Here is a 16,954-nt window from a genome sequence, read left to right as displayed (position 1 = left end):
GCGTCGTGCATAGTGTCTCATCGCTGCGGCGGATCGGGCCAGGGATATACGTCACAGCCGATACGGGCCTTTCGCCCCGAAAAGGCGCCCCGAAATGACCGAGAGGCCCCTTCTGGGAGCCTCTCGGTCTTCTGTGGGGGTACGGATTCCGTACGGCATCCCGTACGGAATCCGCACCCGGTTCCCCGCGCTCGCGGGGCGGGCTACAGCGCGGCCCCGAGGAGCATGCCGAGCCCGTACGTGACGGCCGCGGCGGCGCCGCCGAGGACGAGCTGCCGCATCCCGCTGAAGAGCCAGCCGCGCGCGGTCACCCGGGCCACCAGCGCGCCGCAGGCGAAGAGCCCGACGAGCGCGAGCAGCACGGCCGGCCAGAGCGCGGTCGCCCCGAGCAGGAACGGCAGGACGGGCAGGAGCGCGCCGAGCGCGAAGGAGCCGAAGGACGAGACGGCGGCGACCATCGGCGACGGCAGGTCGTCCGGGTCGATGCCGAGCTCCTCGCGGGCGTGGATCTCCAGGGCCTGCTCGGGGTCCTTCGACAGCTGCATCGCGACCTCGCGGGCCAGCGCGGGCTCGACGCCCCGGGAGACGTAGAGCGCGGCGAGCTCCTCCATCTCGTCGACCGGGTGCTTGCGCAACTGACGGCGCTCGACGTCCAGTTCCGCCTGGACCAGTTCGCGCTGCGAGGCGACGGAGGTGTACTCGCCGGCCGCCATGGAGAAGGCACCGGCCGCGAGTCCGGCGAGACCGGTGATGACGACGGTCTGGGTGGAGACCGCGCCGCCCGCGACACCGGTCATCAGGGCGAGGTTGGAGACGAGTCCGTCCATCGCGCCGAAGACCGCCGGGCGCAGCCAACCGCCGTTCACGTCGCGGTGCGTGTGGTTGTCGCGGTGGGCCTCGTGCAGTGGCGCCTGAGCTTCGATGATGGACATGGCTCTCCCCTCGTTCCGGCGGGCCGGGTTGCTCCCGCCGCCCCCAACACCCTCGAAAATACGCGCGATGTAAGGGGCGCGCCAGCAAGGCAGGCCGTACTTACTAAGGCGTACCTTGCTGCGTGAACCGGGTTCTGGCGTGGTGTCAGGCGGGTGACAGAGACGTTTCTTCGTCGCGTTCGCGGCCCGTCGTGGCACAGATCCAGGCATCGGGGCGCCGTCGATGCGCCCCCACCGAGGAAGGGGCCACGGACATGGTGACCACCACGGCATGCGATACGCGCGAACGGGCGAGAGGGGCGCTCCTCGGCCTCGCCGTCGGCGACGCGCTCGGCGCGCCCGCCGAGAACATGCGCCCCTCCGAGATCCGCCGCCGCTGGGGCCGGATCGAGGGCTTCGTGACGGACAGCCCGGCGGGCACGGACGACACCGAGTACGCCATCTTCTCCGCGCTGCTGCTCGCCCGGCACGGCTCGGCCCTCACCGTCCACCACGTGGAACGGGCCTGGCACCACTGGATCGCCGATCTCGACGAGGGCCCGTTCCGCGGGGCGGGGTTCTCGGAGCGCGGCACCCTGGAGAACCTCCGCCGGGGCCTCGCGGCGCCGATCTCCGCGCAGCACCGGCATGCCTGGAGCGACGGTCTCGCCATGCGGGCGGCGCCGTTCGGGGTGTTCGCGGCGGGCCGCCCGGCGGAGGCGGCCCGGCTGGTCGCGATCGACGGCAGCGTCAGCCACGACGGCGAGGGCATCTACGGCGGCCAGGCGGTCGCGGCGGGCGTCGCGGCGGCGATGGCGGGAGCGGGGGTGACCTCGGTGATCGCGGCGGCCCTCTCGGCCGTCCCGATGGACTCCTGGACGGCCCGCTCGCTGCGCCGCGCGGTGGTCGCCGCCCAGCGCGTCCAGCCGGACCCGCTGACCCGCGAGCGCCAGGTCCGCTCGGCGGTCGTCATCGGCGGCTATCCGTGGACGGACCTGGCCCCGGAAGCGGTGGGTCTGGCGTTCGGCGCCTTCGCGGCGGCGCGGGGCGACTTCCGCACGGCGGTCCTGACGGCCGTCAACATGGGCCGCGACGCCGACACCACGGCGGCGGTGGCGGGCGCGCTGGCGGGTGCGGCGGGCGGAGTACGGGCGATCCCCGAGGAGTGGGCCTCGGCCATCACCCCGGTCACGGGCAGCTGCCTCCCCTCGATGCGCGGCTACCACGTCCTGGACGTGGCGGACCTCCTGACCCCGGAGGAGGAGTCCTGATGGGCGACGACACGACGACGACGGACACAGCCACGGGCACGGCCACGGCCACGGAGCCGGCAACGGCAGCGGCAGCGACGGCGGGCAGCGCGCCCGCCGCCGTGGGCGACGCCGCCACCGCCGTGGGCCACCGTTCCGCGGGGCGGCGGGGGCAGCCCCTGACGGAGCCGGGGGAAGGGTGGGCACAGCGCCGGCTGCCGGACACCGGCCCCCCGCTCGGCGCCCGCCAGGACCTGACGGTGACCCCGCTGCCGGGCACCGACCCGCCGGCCCTCGCCCCACCCCACGGCACGGGCTCCTGGGGCGGCACCCAGGAGGCCCGACGGCCCGAGGCCCCCCGCAGGCCGCCGCGCGACGCGGTGGAAGGCCTCCTCCTCGGCCTCGCCGCGGGCGACGCCGCGGGATGGCCCGCCGCACGGCACCGCGCCGCCCGCATGCCCGAGTGGACCCGCCGCCTCACCCGCGAGCTCGACACCTTCGCCGAGCAGAACGCCACGACCACCCTCCCCGTCCCCATCGCCCTCAACCAGCCCCCCGAGCCCCTCCGGCTCGGCCCCTCCGACGACGCCGAATGGGCGGTCTTCACCGCCGAGGCGATCCTCACCGCCTCCGGCCCGGTCTTCACCGGGCTCCCCGAGGAGCGCCGGCTCCGCGCCGCCGTCGACCTCGCCTGGAACGCCCTCGCCGGACAGGTCGCCGCCGCGGCGGAACGCGCGCCCGAGGTCGAGTCCGCCGTCCTCCCGCTCCGCGCCCGGATCTCCGTCCGCGCGGGCCTCGGCAACCTGGCCACCGGCCTGCGTCCGCCCGCGACCGGCCACGACAACCCGCACTTCTTCGACGACGCGGCCTGCGTCCGCGCCGCCGTGCTGGCCGTCGTCCACCCCGGCGACCCCCGCGGCGCGGCCGAACTCGCCGAGTTCGACGCCCGGTACACCCAGGACGGCGACGGCGTTCACGGCGCCCGCGCGATGGCGGCGGCCGTCGCCGCGGCCCTCGGCGGGGCGACGGTCGACGAGGCCGTCGAGGCGGCGCTCGCCGAACTGCCGCCCGTCACCGAGATCGGCCGCAACGCCCGGTACGCGGTGAAGCTGGCCCAGACCGCCTCGTCGGCCTTCGAACTGGTCCCGCTCCTGGAGCACCAGATCGTCGACCACGTCTACAGCTACGGCATCGCGGCGGCCGAGACGGTCCCGGTGGCGCTCGCCCTGGCCACCGCCGCCCGGGGCGGGACGGCGGCCGCCGTCCCCGCCGCCGTCTGCCTCTCCCGGGTCGCCGACTCCGCGCCCGCGCTGGCCGGGGCCCTCACCGGGGCGCTGGGCGGGGGCCGTTCGGTGCCGGCGACCTGGCGCGAGGCCTGCCGGACCCTGGCGGGCTGCGCGCTGCCCCGCCTCGCGGGAACGGATCTGGTCGAACTCGCCGGGCTGCTCGCAGCCACGGAACCACCCTCCCCGGGTGGACAATCCCGACATGACACCCACAACACCCCCGGCCGTGACGCCTTCACTGGATGACCGGATCACCGGCAGCCTCCTCGGGGCCGCCGTCGGCGACGCGCTCGGCGGCCCGGTCGAGGGCTACACCCCCCAGCAGATCCTGGAGCGCCACGGCGGCCGCGTCACCGGGATCGTCGGCCCCTGGAACGGCGACGCGTGGCGCACCGCCCGCCCCATCGCCCCGTACCACAAGGGCGACGGGCACGTCACCGACGACACCTTGATGACCCATGCGCTGATCCGGGTGTACGAGAGGGTCCGCGGCCACCTGGACGCGTACGCGGTCGCGGACCACCTCGTCCCGGACCTCATGGGCAACCCCGTCTGGATCCCGGAGCTGGAGGCGGAGGCGCTCCCGCTCCAGCGGATCTTCCTGGCGGAGAAGTGGCTGGTGGCCCGCCTCCACTACGGCCATGTCGACCCGCGGGAGGCCGGCGGCGGCAACATCGTCAACTGCGGCGCCGCGATGTACATGGCGCCGGTCGGGCTCGTCAACGCGGGCCACCCGGAGGCCGCGTACGCCGAGGCCCTCGACGTGGCGGGCGCGCACCAGTCCTCGTACGGCCGCGAGGCGGCGGGGGTGTTCGCGGCGGCGGTGGCGGCGGCGTGCGTGCCCGGCGCCACCCCGGCATCCGTCGTCGACACGGCCCTGTCGCTCGCGAAGGACGGGACGCTGGCGGCGATCGAGGCGGTGGCGGAAGTGGCCTCCCTGCACCGGGACTTCGAGTCGGCGCTGACGCCGCTCCGCGGGGCGGTGGCCCCGTTCGACTCGGTGGGCCCCGACTACCGCTCCCCGTCCCTCGGCGCCCGCCGCCCGTCCCGTCTCCACGCGATCGAGGAACTCCCGATCGCCCTCGGCATGCTGCTCGTCGGAGAGGGCGACTACCGGCGCACGGTGCTGGGCTCCGTCAACTACGGCCGCGACTGCGACTCGATCGCCACGATGGCGGGCGCGATCGTGGGCGCGCTGCACGGGGAGGAGGCGGTGCCGGCCGAGTGGGCGAAGCGGGTCGCGGAGGCGAGCCGGCTGGACCTGCACGCCCCGGCGAGGGCCCTGACGGAGGTGACCCACGAGGTCTTCGCCCAGGACAGGAGACGCCGGCGGGCCCACGAGCAGGCGTTCGCGGCGCTGACGGGCACGGCCGTCCGGTGAACCTCCGCCTGACCTGGGTCCAGCCCGAGGACCTGGTGGGCCACGAGATCCGCCAGGCGCTGGAGGACGGCCGCGACGCCCGCGCCCTCGCGGCCCGCTGGGCGGCGGCGGGCGGCCCTCCGGCCCCGGAGACGGCAGGCGCCTCCGCCACCGCCCGCCCGGACCTCCGCCCCCTGGCGGACTCCCTCCTCGACGCCCTGTCGGACCTCCCCACCCCCCTGTCCGCGCGGGAGCCGACCACTCTCGCCGACATCCAGGCCGCGACGACCTCCCGGCCGGGCTCCGGCGACGCGCGCAACGCACCGGTCGCCGCAGCCTCCGGACCCGTCAGGGCCCCGGGCCAGTGGGGTCCGACGCCCGGCGCGGGGCGAGGGGTGGGCGTGGACGACGCCCTCCGCGACCGTCTGCACGCCGCCTGGCTCGGCCGAGCCGCCGGCTGCCTCCTCGGCAAGCCCGTCGAGAAGCTCGGACTCCACGCCATCCGCGCCCTCGCCCGCGCCACCGGCAACTGGCCCCTCTCCACCTGGTTCACCGCCCGCGGCGTCCCGCCCGAGCTGCTCGCCGCCCATCCCTGGAACCGCCGCTCCGCCGCCACCTCCCTCGCCGAGAACATCGACGGGATGCCCGAGGACGACGACCTCAACTACCCCCTCCTCAACCTGCTGCTCCTCCAGCGCCACGGACGCGGCTTCAGCACCGCCGACGTCGCCCGCCTCTGGCTCGACGAACTGCCCGCCGGCCGCACCTTCACGGCCGAGCGCGTGGCCTACCGCAATCTCCTCGACGGGATCGAACCCCCGCTGACCGCCGTCCACCGCAACCCGTTCCGCGAGTGGATCGGCGCCCAGATCCGGGCCGACGTCCACGGCTGGACCCACCCCGGCGACCCGGTCGCCGCCGCCGAGCAGGCGTACCGGGACGCGGCCCTCACCCACACGGCGAACGGCGTCTACGGCGCCATGTTCGTCGCCGCCACCCTCGCCGCCGCCGCGTCCGGCGCCGCCGACGTCCACCGGTCGCTCGCCGCGGGCCTCGCCGTCATCCCGCCGCGCTCCCGCCTCGCGCGGGCGGTCCGCCGGGGGATCGGACTCGCCCGCGACACCCCCGACTTCGACACCGTCGCCGACCGTCTGCACACCGAACTCGGCGGGTACCACTGGGTGCATGCCGTCCCCAACGCCGCCCTGCTCGCCGCCGCCCTCACCCACGCCGACGGCGACTTCACCCGCTCCATCTGCGCGGCGGTCTCCGGCGGCTGGGACACCGACTCCAACGGCGCCACCGCGGGTTCGGTCGCCGGGCTGCTCGCCGGCCACCCCGACCGGCTGCCGGAGCGCTGGACCTCCCCCCTCAAGAACCGTCTCGCGACCTCCGTCCCGTCCTTCGACGGCATCGGCTTCGACACCCTGGCCGAACTGACCCACCTGGAGGCAGTACGCCCATGACCAGCATCGTCGTACTCGGCAGCACCAACATGGACCTCGTCGCCTACGTCCCGAGGGCCCCGGCCCTCGGCGAGACCGTCACCGGCCGCGAGTTCCGCACGATCCCCGGCGGCAAGGGCGCCAACCAGGCCGTCGCCGCCGCGCGCGCCGGCGGCGAGGTGTCGATGATCGGCGCGGTCGGCGCCGACGACTTCGGCACCCGGCTCCGGGCCACCCTCGAACACTGCTCGGTGGACACCGATCTCCTGCGCACCGCCGAGGGCGCCTCCGGCACCGCGCACATCGTCGTCGACGACGAGGGCGGCAACGCGATCGTCGTCGTCCCCGGCGCGAACGGCACCGTCACCTCCCTCGACCACGGCGACGAGGCGCTCATCGGCACCGCCGACGCCCTGCTGCTCCAGCTCGAACTCCCCCTCTCCGTCGTCGTGGAGGGCGCCGCGACCGCCCGCCGCCTCGGCGTCCGCACCGTTCTCACCCCCGCCCCCGCCCAGCCGCTCCCTCCCGAACTGCTCGCCACCATCGACCTGCTGGTGCCCAACGAGCACGAGGCCGCCGCGCTCACCGGCCTGTCGGACCCCCGCGAGGCCGCCCTCGCCCTGCTCCGGGACGTCCCCGAGGTCGTCGTCACCCTGGGAGCGGCCGGCTGCCTGTACGCCGCCCGGGGCGCCGATCCGGTGACGGTGCCCGCGCCCCGCGTCCGGGCCGTGGACACCACCGCCGCCGGTGACACCTTCGTCGGCGCGCTGGTGGTCGCCCTGGGCGAGGGCCGCCCCGTGCCCGAGGCACTCGCCTGGGCGGGAGCCGCCGCCGCGCTCTCCGTCCAGCGCGAGGGCGCGTCCACGTCGATGCCCTACCGCAGCGAGATCGAGGCCGCCTACGACTCCCTCGGCGCGACCGAGGACCAGGGCGAGAAGGAGACCGACCCCGCATGACCCCCACACCCGCCCCCACGCCCCGGGCGCCCCTCCACGGTCTGCGCGTCCTGGACCTGGCGACCCTCTTCGCCGGCCCGCTCACCGCGACGATGCTCGGCGACTTCGGCGCCGACGTCGTCAAGGTCGAGCACCCCCGGAAGCCCGACCCGTCCCGCGGTCACGGCCCCGCCAAGGACGGCGTCGGTCTCTGGTGGAAGGTCCTCGGCCGCAACAAGCGGGCGATCACCCTCGACCTGTCCTCCCCCGGCGGCCGTGACACCCTTCTGGCGCTCGCCGCCGACGCCGACGTGATCGTGGAGAACTTCCGCCCCGGCACCCTGGAGCGCTGGGGTCTCGGCTGGGAGGAGCTCTCCGCCGCCAACCCGCGCCTGGTCCTCGCCCGGGTCACCGGCTTCGGCCAGTTCGGCCCGTACGCCCACCGCCCCGGCTTCGGCACCCTCGCCGAGGCCATGAGCGGTTTCGCCGCCCTCACCGGCGAGCCCGAGGGCCCGCCCACCCTGCCTCCCTTCGGCCTGGCCGACTCGATCGCCGCCCTGGCCACGGCGTACGCGGTGATGACCGCGCTCACCGCGAGGACCGCGACCGGGCGCGGCCAGGTCGTCGACATGGCGATCATCGAACCGATGCTCTCGGTCATCGGGCCCCACCCCCTCTGGTACGACCAGCTCGGCTATGTCCAGCCCCGCACGGGCAACCGCTCCCGCAACAACGCCCCCCGCAACACGTACCGCACCCTCGACGGCTCCTGGGTCGCCGTCTCCACGTCCGCCCAGTCCATCGCCGAACGCGTCATGGTCCTGGTCGGCCGCCCCGATCTGATCGACGAGCCGTGGTTCGCCGACGGCACGGGACGGGCCGCGCACGCGGACGTCCTGGACGAGGCGGTCGGCGCGTGGATCGCCCGCCGCACCCGGGACGAGGCGATGGACGCGTTCGAGAAGGCCGAGGCGGCGATCGCCCCGGTCTACGACATCCGGGACGTCGTCGACGACCCCCAGTACCGGGCGCTCGGCACCGTCACCGAGGTGCAGGACCCCGAACTCGGCCCGATCAAGATGCAGAACGTCCTCTTCCGCCTCTCCGAGACGCCCGGCGCCATCCGCTGGGCCGGGCGCCCCCACGGCGCCGACACCACCGCCGTCCTCTCCGAACTCGGCCTCACCCCGGCCGAGATCGGCAGCCTCCGCGAACAGGGAGCGGTATGAGCCACTGGAGCGAGACCCCGACCCGCGCCGACGGAACGGCCCGCCGCCCGTCGTCCACCCCCGCCCTCACCTGGCTGTACGCCCCGGGCGACCGCCCCGAGGTGGTTCGCAAGGCCCTGGCCTCCGGAGCCGACGTCGTCATCGTCGACCTGGAGGACGCGGTCGCCCCGCACCGCAAGGCGTACGCCCTGGAGGCCACGGCCGATCTGCTCACGGACCCGCACCCCGTCCCGGTGCACGTCCGCGTCCACACCCCGCGCGACATCCCCACCCTGGCCCTCCTCCCCGGACTCCACGGTCTCCGTGTCCCCAAGGTGACACACGCCACTGACATCCACCGGCTCGTCGACCTCGCCCCGGGCCTGCCGCTCTACCCGCTCCTGGAGAACGCCCTGGCCGTGGAGCACGCGTACGCCATCGCCACCGCCCACCCCGCCGTCCGCGGCATCGCGCTCGGCGAGGCCGATCTCCGCGCGGACCTGGGGGTACGGGAGGACTGCGCCCTGGACTGGTCGCGCGGCCGGGTGGTGGTCGCGGCCCGCGCGGCCGCCCTCCCGCCCCCGGCCCAGTCGGTCCATCCGGACATCGGCGACCTGGACGCGCTGGCCGCGGGCTGCGCCCGGGGCCGGGCCATGGGCTTCTTCGGCCGGGCGGCCATCCACCCCCGCCAGCTCCCGGTCATCGAGCGCGCCTACCTCCCCACCCCCGAGGAGGTCGACGCGGCGCGGGAGGTGGTCGAGGCCGCCGGTCCCGAGCCGGGTGCCCTCGCCCTCCCGGACGGGCGCTTCGTGGACGCCGCGGTGGTGGCGGGCGCGCACCGGACCCTCGCCCTCGCGGCCCGCACGTCCTGACTCCGGCACCCGGGCACGATCGCCCTCCCCCGTGCCCGGGTATGCGGAAGGGCCGCCGGGACCTCTCGGTCCCGGCGGCCCTTCCGACCGGCTTGCGGGGGGGGGATCAGCTCTTGGCGGCGGACCCCGCGCCGTTCCCGGCCCCGTGCTCCACGTCCCCGTCGGAGTCCGCGGCGTCCTTCCCGGTGTCCGTGGGCGCGTCCGCGACGGCGTCCGCGGCGGCGTCGTCCGCCGGCGCGTCCTCGTCGTCGGCCGTCGTCCCGGCCGCCTTGTCCGCCGCCGCCTTCGCGGCCTTCGGCTCGACGACCTCCTCGCGGCCCGGACGGATCCGCGCGGAGACCACCATGTAGACGACGGCGAGCACGAAGACGCCGATCGCGGTCCACACGTTCAGGCGCAGGCCGAGGATGTGGTGGGCCTCGTCGACGCGCATGTACTCGATCCAGGCCCGGCCCACGCAGTACGCGGCGACGTACAGCGCGAAGGCGCGTCCGTGGCCGAGCTTGAAGCGGCGGTCGGCCCAGATGACGAGGAAGGCGACGCCGACGCACCAGAGCGACTCGTACAGGAAGGTCGGGTGGTAGAGCCCGGCCTCGCGGTTCGCGCTCTCGGTGATCTTCAGGGCCCAGGGCAGATCGGTCGGCTTGCCGTACAGCTCCTGGTTGAACCAGTTGCCCCAGCGGCCGATGGCCTGGGCGAACGCGATTCCGGGAGCGATGGCGTCGGCGTACGCCGGGAGCGGGATGCCCCTCCGGCGGCAGCCGATCCAGGCACCCACCGCGCCGAGCGCGATGGCACCCCAGATACCGAGGCCGCCCTCCCAGATCTTGAAGGCGTCGACCCAGTTCTCACCCTCGCTGAAGTACAGCTGGTAGTCGGTGATCACGTGGTAGAGGCGTCCGCCGACGAGGCCGAAGGGCACCGCCCAGACGGCGATGTCGGCCACGGTGCCGGCGGTGCCGCCCCGGGCGATCCAGCGCCTGTTGCCGTACCAGACGGCGACGAAGACACCGATGATGATGCAGAAGGCATAGCCGCGCAGCGGGATCGGTCCGAGGTTGATCACGCCGGTCGACGGGCTGGGAATGTAGGCAAGTTCCATGGCAGAACCGACGCTACCCTGCCGGGCGGGCGGGACGGCAGCCCACCCGGCAACGTATGGGTAACTAACCCGGCCCCGGGGCGGCGGCTCAGCCCGCCGAGGGGGAGCCCGGAGAGGCCGCCGGGGCGGTCGTCGGCGCCGCCGTGCCGGGCTTCTTGCCCTTGTTCGCCTCGGCGACCCACTTCTTCAGGTTCTCCGGGGAGATCTGCTCGCTCCCCTTCTGCGGGAAGATCGATTCGCCGTTGAGCAGGACGGACGGCGTGCCGCCGAAGCCGCCGTTGCGGAAGGCCTCGTTCGACTTGGCCACCCAGGTGTCGTGCGTGCCGTCGTTCACACAGCTGCGGAAGGCGGGCGTGTCGAGCCCCGGCACCTTCGCCGCCAGCTCGATCAGCTTGGCGTTGTCCCCGAAGGCGTCGTCGGTCTCCTGCGGCTGGTTGATGTAGAGCGTGTCGTGGTACGCGGTGAACTTCCCCGCGTCCTGGGCGCACGCGGCGGCGTTCGCCGCCCGCAGGGAGCCGCTGCCGCCCATGTTCCCGTCGATGAGGGTGGCGAGGTGGTACTGGGTCCTGATCGCGCCCGCGGCCTCCAGCTCGTGGATGGTGTCCCGGAACGCGTTCTCGAACTGGGCGCACGCCGGGCAGCGGAAGTCCTCCCAGATCGCGAGCGTCGAGGGGGCGTCCGACTTCCCGGTGGGCACGGCGGGCTTGCCGTCCTCGTCGGTCGCCCCCGCCGGCACGACCACCTGGCCCGCGTCGTCGGACGCGCTGTCCTTGTCGCCGCCCGCGGCGATCACACCGACGACCGCGGCCAGTCCGAGGACACCGACCACCGCCGCCGACACGATCAGGATCCGCCGCTGCTTCTCGCGGGCCTTCTCGCGCTCGCGCTGCTGCTGGAGACGCTCCCGCGCACTCCGATTACCGTCACCACTGTTCTTCTGGCTCACGCCTCGGAAACGAACCGGGGAGGCACGTGCGTGCCTCCCCGGTCGCAGATCCACCCGGATGGGTTACGAGACGCGCCGGACACCCTCGGCGAGTTCGGCCGCCAGTTCCCTTACGGCGGCGAGTCCCGCGGTCTCGTCGCCGTCGGCGTCGAGGATCCGCTTCACGAACGCGGAGCCGACGATCACACCGTCGGCGAAGGCGGCGACCTCCTTGGCCTGGGCGGCGTTGGAGACGCCGAGGCCCACGCAGACGGGGAGGGCGGGGGCGGTCGCGCGGGTACGGCGGACCAGGTCGGCCGCCTGCTCACCGACCGACTCGCGGGTGCCGGTGACCCCCATGAGGGAGGCCGCGTACACGAAGCCGGAGCCGGCCGCGGTGATGGTGGCGAGGCGCGCGTCCCGGCTGCTGGGCGCGACGACGAAGACGGTCGCGAGACCGTGCTTGTCGGCGTGCGCGCGCCAGACGTCGGACTCCTGGACCGGCAGGTCGGGCAGGATGCAGCCCGCGCCGCCGGCCGCGGCGAGCTCCTCGGTGAAGCGCTCGACGCCGTACCGGTCGATCGGGTTCCAGTACGTCATGACGAGGACCGGCTTGCCGGTGGCCTCGTGGGCCTCGCGGACCGTCCGCATCACGTCGGCGATCTTGACACCGCCGCGCAGGGCGATGTCGTCGGCGGTCTGGATGACCGGCCCGTCGAGGACCGGGTCGCTGTGCGGGAGGCCGACCTCGACCACGTCCGCGCCGCCGTCGAAGACGGCCTTGATCGCCGCGATGCCGCCGTCGACGGTCGGGAAGCCGGCCGGGAGGTACGCGATGAGCGCGGCCCGGTTCTCCGCCTTCGCCTTGGCGAGGGTGTCGCTGAGCAGCTGGATGTTGCCGGTCGTCACTGGGAGCCCTCCCCGTCGTACAGGCCGAAGTAGCGGGCGGCCGTGTCCATGTCCTTGTCGCCGCGCCCGGAGAGGTTCACCAGGAGCAGGGCGTCCTTGCCGAGCTCCTTGCCGACCTCCAGCGCCCCGGCGAGGGCGTGCGCCGACTCGATCGCCGGGATGATCCCCTCGGTGCGGGAGAGCAGCCGCAGCGCCTGCATGGCGGCGTCGTCGGTGACGGCACGGTACTCGCCGCGCCCGCTGTCCTTCAGGTACGCGTGCTCCGGGCCGATGCCCGGGTAGTCGAGGCCCGCCGAGATCGAGTACGGCTCGGTGATCTGGCCCTCCTCGTCCTGGAGGACGTACGACCGCGAGCCGTGCAGGATGCCCGGCTCGCCGGCGGTGAGGGTGGCCGCGTGCTCGCCGGTCTCGACGCCGTGGCCGGCCGGCTCGCAGCCGATCAGGCGCACGTCCGCGTCGGGGACGAAGGCGTGGAAGAGGCCGATGGCGTTGGAGCCGCCGCCGACGCAGGCGATCGCCGCGTCGGGGAGGCGGCCGGCGCGCTCCAGGATCTGGCGGCGCGCCTCGACGCCGATGACCCGGTGGAAGTCGCGGACCATGGCGGGGAAGGGGTGCGGGCCGGCCACGGTGCCGAACAGGTAGTGCGTCCGGTCCACGTTGGCGACCCAGTCGCGGAACGCCTCGTTGATGGCGTCCTTGAGGGTACGGCTGCCGGACTTCACGGCCACGACCTCGGCGCCGAGCATCCGCATCCGGGCCACGTTGAGGGCCTGGCGCTGGGTGTCGACCTCGCCCATGTAGATGGTGCAGTCGAGGCCGAAGAGGGCGCAGGCGGTGGCGGTGGCGACGCCGTGCTGACCGGCACCGGTCTCGGCGATGACGCGGGTCTTGCCCATGCGCTTGGTGAGCAGGGCCTGCCCGAGCACGTTGTTGATCTTGTGCGAGCCGGTGTGGTTCAGGTCCTCGCGCTTGAGGAAGATCCGGGCGCCGCCGGCGTGCTCGGCGAACCGGGGCACCTCGGTGAGGGCGCTCGGGCGGCCCGTGTAGTTGACCATCAGGTCGTTGAGCTCGCGGGCGAACTCCGGGTCGGCCTTGGCCTTGTCGTACTCGACGGCGACCTCGTCGACGGCGGCGACGAGGGCCTCGGGAATGAACTTGCCGCCGTAGGCGCCGAAGTAGCCCTCGGGGGTGGGGACCTGACCCTCCGGGTCGGGAATGAAGAACTCGCTGGACATGCGGATGCTCCTCGCGGGGCGGGTGCCCCGTGCTCTTTACGTGCGGTCGATGGTCACGGTATGCGCACACCCCACTCCCGTCCGCCAACCCCGGGCTCCCGCCCGCGCCGGCCCGCCCGCCCACCCCGTTGTGGGCAATCGTTCCGCTGGGGCGGAACGGGTGGGCACAACGGAACGGCGCCCGTTGCCGGGCCTAGGCTTCCGCGCCGTAACCCGCACCCCGTGCGCGCCGCACGACTGGGTGCGGGTCACGGCACAAGGGGCGGAGGCGCCGCCAGAGGGCGCCGTCCCGTGTGCCCACCCGTCCCGCCCTGCGGGACGATTGCCCACACGGGGGTGGGGTGGGGAAGGGGACGGCGACTGCCGGCGGCAGGTGCGGTGCCGGGGAACGGCGGGGCCACCCGGGTGGCGTCCTGGAGGGCGCCGAGGGACTGGGAGCGGTTGCGTCAGTTCGTGGAAGTGCGCGCGAGGCGCCGGCGCCATCGCATCCCGTTGACCTGGCCGGGCTCGTCCCCGATGACGTACCGCACCCGGCGGCCGTGGACACGGCGGGCGGGCGCGCGGCAGCCACGCGGACGGCAGCCCCGGGCCAGCGGGGCGTGCGGCGCGGGCACGGACGCGGCTGCGGCACGCAGCCTGCCGCCGGGCACGCCGACGGTCCCCCGGGCGGTGCCCGGAGGGGTCGGCATGGCGCGGCGGCGGGTCATGACGCGGTCAGCTCCGGCCGTGCCGGAGTGCCGGGTGGGCGCCGGCGGCGACCAGGTCGGCGACGGCGGCCTTCGGGTCGCGGCCGGTGACGAGGGACTCGCCGACCAGGACCGCGTCGGCGCCGGCGTTGGCGTAGGCGATGAGGTCGTGCGGGCCGCGGACGCCGGACTCGGCGATCTTGACGATGTGCGCGGGGATCTCGGGGGCGACGCGCTCGAAGGTGGAGCGGTCGACCTTGAGGGTCTTCAGGTTGCGCGCGTTGACGCCGATGATCCGGGCGCCCGCGTCGACGGCGCGCTCGACCTCCTCCTCGTCGTGGACCTCGACGAGCGGGGTGAGCCCGATGGACTCGGCGCGCTCGATGAGGGAGACCAGGGCCTCCTGCTCCAGGGCGGCGACGATGAGGAGCGCGAGATCCGCTCCGTACGCGCGCGCTTCCCAGAGCTGGTACGCGGTGACGATGAAGTCCTTGCGCAGGACCGGGATGTCGACCTTGGCGCGGACGGCCTCCAGGTCCGCGAGCGAGCCGCCGAAGCGGCGCTGCTCGGTGAGGACGGAGATGACGGCCGCGCCGCCCGCCTCGTAGTCGGCGGCGAGTCCGGCCGGGTCGGCGATCGCGGCGAGCGCGCCCTTGGACGGGCTGGAGCGCTTGACCTCGCAGATCACCTTGACGCCGTCGCCGCGCAGTGCGGCGACGCCGTCCTTGGCCTGCGGCGCCTTGGCGGCGCGCTCCTTGAGCTCGTCGAGGGTGACCCGCGCCTGCCGCTCTGCGAGGTCGGCGCGTACGCCTTCGATGATCTCGTCGAGCACACTCACGCGAGGGGCCCCCTTCCGGGACGGTGATGGTGATGATGAACCAGGTTCAGCCACATCGATCCTATCCGCAGGACGGCCCCGGACTCGCATCGGCCGGAGTCGCGTCCCACCTGCTGGGACTCCCGCGGGAGTCTCCGCGGCGCCGTACGGGGCCCTCAGGGGGCCAGTGCGGAGCCGAAGGGAAGGTTCCGGACCAGGGTGAAGAGGGCGAGGACGGCCCCGATCCCCCACCACAGGACCGGGGAGACCGCGAGGCGCATGGGCACTCCGCGGATGACACGAATCAGCCAGACGACCATGAGGGCGCCGAAGAGTCCGTAGCCGACGACGGCGAGGGCGTTGGCTCCGAGGGCGGCCGGGAGGTCGCCGTGGACGAAGGCGTGGGCGCTGCGGAGCCCGCCGCAGCCGGGGCAGTAGATGCCGGTGAAGCGCAGCAGGGGGCAGACGGGGTAGTGCCCGGGTTCGTTGGGGTCGACGGTCCCGACGTACGCGAAGGCGGCCGCCACTCCGGCGAGCGTGGCGCCGGGCGCGAGCAGCCGCCGCGCGAGCGACCGGGCCGGTGGCAGTGGTGGCGTCAGCAGCCCGCCGGGGCGGCCGGGTCCCCAGGCGCCCGGAGGCGTCATGGCCCTGCCGTCCGGCCACGCGTGCGCGTGAGCGGGAGCGTGGGGAGGCTGTACGGACCCGGACCCCGGCGCCTCGGAAGCCGCCGGTACCGCCACCGGCCCCGCCTCGGGACCCCTCCGCGCGGGAGACTCCCGGCGGGGCGCTTCCGCCGGTGGGGCAGGTTCACCCGGTCGGGTGCGGGATGCGTCGTTCACGGCTCCGGCCGTCGGCTGGGGGTCCACCCGGTGATTCTCGCCCCCGACGCGCGAGAGCGCAGCCCGGCACGGCCGGGCTGCGCTCTCGGAGGTGTCGTGGCGCGTCAGGAACGGGCCTGGAGCGTCGCGGCCTCGCGGGCGGCGACGACGGCCGCCGAGTCCTTCGGCATGCCGAGGCCCGCGGCCTTCATCCCGCCGCCGACGACGCCGCCGAGCAGGACGACGCCCATGCCGGCCCAGAAACCGGCCTGGTTGGCGGCCACCATGAAGACTCCGGCGATGCAGAAGCCGATGAAGGAGATGATGACACCGGTCCAGGCGGCCGGGGTGTGTCCGTGGGCGCTGCCCGCCATGAGTTGCTCCTCGTTGCAGTTGCTCGATGGTGAGGTCACGCGTGCGCGGACTCTCGGCGCTCATTGTCCCGCACGCGGGCGCGCGAGGGTGAATCGGGGGTACCGGGACGATCACGCGTCGCGGTCGGAGGCGCCGTCGGGCGCCCCGGGCCGGGCGTCACGCCCCGTGGGTGGGGTCCTCGCCGCGGTCCAGGGCCTTCCACAGGTCCTCGGGCCGGTCGGGGTCGCCCGTGGGGGCCTTGCGGGCGGCCCGCGGGGTGCCGGAGCGCTCGTAGCGGCCGCCCATCGCGGGCCAGCTCTTGCCGAAGCGCAGGGCGAGGAGGCCGGCGAGCAGGATGAGGACGGCACCCGCGGCGGTCACGTACGGCCAGACGGTGTGGCTGAGACCGGCCACGGCGGCGGCGGTGTCCCCGCTGAGGCGGGCGGCCTCGGCGTCCAGGGCGGCGCGGTCGGAGGCGCCGAGGACCGCGGCGAGCGCGGCGCCGGCGCCACTGAGCGTGAGGAGCGCGGCGACGAGGGTGCGGCCGGTGCGGCGGACGGCGAAGACCGCGAAGAGCGCGGCGAGGCCGACGATCGCGAGGGCGGTCGGCACACCGGTGACGGTGCCGCCTTCGGCCTCGACGGCGACACTGCCGCCGATGACGGAGGCGGTGCCCTCCGCCCAGATCTGGCCCGCCGAGAGCAGGACGACGGTGGCGCCGAGGGCGCCGAGGAAGAGGGCCGCGGCCAGGCTGCGGCGGCCGCCGCCGGGGACGGCCGCGCGGGCGGCGCGGGGCTGGGGTACGGGTACGGCACTCACGTACCCCACTATCCCCTACGGG

The 16,954-nt window shown here is 74.8% G+C and carries 17 protein-coding genes; 7 read left to right on the top strand and 10 right to left on the bottom strand.

Features of this window, described 5'->3' with window-relative positions:
* Window positions 1–203 precede the first annotated feature (203 nt).
* Window positions 204–932, bottom strand: coding sequence for a VIT1/CCC1 transporter family protein (locus tag AMK27_RS33535; protein WP_073916921.1), 729 nt, complete (start codon window positions 930–932; stop codon window positions 204–206).
* A gap of 254 nt (window positions 933–1,186) precedes the next feature.
* Here AMK27_RS33535 and AMK27_RS33530 point away from each other — a divergent pair, with 254 nt between their 5' ends.
* Genes AMK27_RS33530 through AMK27_RS33500 form a run of 7 tightly spaced genes read left to right on the top strand, consistent with a single transcriptional unit; the run spans window position 1,187 to window position 9,267 of the window.
* Window positions 1,187–2,182 (top strand): ADP-ribosylglycohydrolase family protein, encoded by a 996-nt coding sequence (locus tag AMK27_RS33530; RefSeq protein ID WP_073916918.1) that lies wholly within the window; start codon window positions 1,187–1,189, stop codon window positions 2,180–2,182.
* Window positions 2,182–3,693, top strand: coding sequence for an ADP-ribosylglycohydrolase family protein (locus AMK27_RS33525; RefSeq protein WP_241847682.1), 1,512 nt, complete (start codon window positions 2,182–2,184; stop codon window positions 3,691–3,693). The genes AMK27_RS33530 and AMK27_RS33525 overlap by 1 nt, the downstream gene beginning before the upstream one ends.
* A complete protein-coding gene (locus AMK27_RS33520) occupies window positions 3,650–4,828 on the top strand; it encodes an ADP-ribosylglycohydrolase family protein (RefSeq protein WP_073916915.1) in 1,179 nt (392 codons plus the stop codon). Before AMK27_RS33525 ends, AMK27_RS33520 begins: the two co-directional genes overlap by 44 nt.
* Window positions 4,825–6,273, top strand: coding sequence for an ADP-ribosylglycohydrolase family protein (locus tag AMK27_RS33515; RefSeq protein ID WP_073916911.1), 1,449 nt, complete (start codon window positions 4,825–4,827; stop codon window positions 6,271–6,273). The genes AMK27_RS33520 and AMK27_RS33515 overlap by 4 nt, the downstream gene beginning before the upstream one ends.
* Entirely contained in the window at window positions 6,270–7,208 is a 939-nt protein-coding gene (gene rbsK, locus AMK27_RS33510; protein ID WP_073916908.1) for a ribokinase, read from the top strand. The genes AMK27_RS33515 and rbsK overlap by 4 nt, the downstream gene beginning before the upstream one ends.
* Window positions 7,205–8,416 (top strand): CaiB/BaiF CoA transferase family protein, encoded by a 1,212-nt coding sequence (locus AMK27_RS33505; RefSeq protein ID WP_073916905.1) that lies wholly within the window; start codon window positions 7,205–7,207, stop codon window positions 8,414–8,416. Before rbsK ends, AMK27_RS33505 begins: the two co-directional genes overlap by 4 nt.
* Window positions 8,413–9,267, top strand: coding sequence for an HpcH/HpaI aldolase/citrate lyase family protein (locus AMK27_RS33500; RefSeq protein WP_073916902.1), 855 nt, complete (start codon window positions 8,413–8,415; stop codon window positions 9,265–9,267). The genes AMK27_RS33505 and AMK27_RS33500 overlap by 4 nt, the downstream gene beginning before the upstream one ends.
* A 106-nt stretch (window positions 9,268–9,373) precedes the next feature.
* Here the strand turns inward: AMK27_RS33500 and lgt are convergent, their stop codons facing one another.
* From lgt to AMK27_RS33455, 9 genes are all read right to left on the bottom strand, one after another.
* Entirely contained in the window at window positions 9,374–10,369 is a 996-nt protein-coding gene (gene lgt, locus AMK27_RS33495) for a prolipoprotein diacylglyceryl transferase (protein ID WP_073916899.1), read from the bottom strand.
* An 88-nt stretch (window positions 10,370–10,457) separates the two neighbouring features.
* A complete protein-coding gene (locus AMK27_RS33490; RefSeq protein ID WP_073916896.1) occupies window positions 10,458–11,315 on the bottom strand; it encodes a DsbA family protein in 858 nt (285 codons plus the stop codon).
* A gap of 63 nt (window positions 11,316–11,378) precedes the next feature.
* Window positions 11,379–12,203, bottom strand: coding sequence for a tryptophan synthase subunit alpha (trpA, locus tag AMK27_RS33485; RefSeq protein WP_073916893.1), 825 nt, complete (start codon window positions 12,201–12,203; stop codon window positions 11,379–11,381).
* Complete coding sequence (gene trpB, locus AMK27_RS33480; protein ID WP_073916890.1) at window positions 12,200–13,438, bottom strand: tryptophan synthase subunit beta; 1,239 nt, start codon at window positions 13,436–13,438, stop codon at window positions 12,200–12,202. The genes trpA and trpB overlap by 4 nt, the downstream gene beginning before the upstream one ends.
* Before the next feature lie 446 nt (window positions 13,439–13,884).
* Window positions 13,885–14,145: a tryptophan biosynthesis modulator TrpM gene (trpM, locus tag AMK27_RS33475; RefSeq protein WP_073916887.1), complete on the bottom strand. Its 261-nt coding sequence runs from the start codon at window positions 14,143–14,145 to the stop codon at window positions 13,885–13,887.
* 7 nt (window positions 14,146–14,152) lie between these two features.
* A complete protein-coding gene (gene trpC / locus AMK27_RS33470; RefSeq protein WP_073916884.1) occupies window positions 14,153–14,962 on the bottom strand; it encodes an indole-3-glycerol phosphate synthase TrpC in 810 nt (269 codons plus the stop codon).
* A 155-nt stretch (window positions 14,963–15,117) separates the two neighbouring features.
* On the bottom strand, window positions 15,118–15,585 hold the full coding sequence (locus tag AMK27_RS33465) for a DUF2752 domain-containing protein (protein WP_079188669.1): 468 nt from the start codon (window positions 15,583–15,585) through the stop codon (window positions 15,118–15,120).
* Window positions 15,586–15,884: 299 nt separating this feature from the next.
* The gene (locus AMK27_RS33460) at window positions 15,885–16,133 is read right to left on the bottom strand and encodes an HGxxPAAW family protein (RefSeq protein WP_073916882.1); all 249 of its coding nucleotides are present in this window, start codon (window positions 16,131–16,133) and stop codon (window positions 15,885–15,887) included.
* Window positions 16,134–16,290: 157 nt separating this feature from the next.
* The gene (locus AMK27_RS33455; protein ID WP_073916879.1) at window positions 16,291–16,941 is read right to left on the bottom strand and encodes a TIGR02234 family membrane protein; all 651 of its coding nucleotides are present in this window, start codon (window positions 16,939–16,941) and stop codon (window positions 16,291–16,293) included.
* Window positions 16,942–16,954 lie beyond the last annotated feature (13 nt).

It is taken from the genome of Streptomyces sp. CB02009, from assembly GCF_001905825.1.
Classification (GTDB): Bacteria; Actinomycetota; Actinomycetes; order Streptomycetales; family Streptomycetaceae; genus Streptomyces.
Note: the sequence above shows the minus strand (reverse complement) of the source record. Positions and strands in the feature narration are given on the sequence as shown.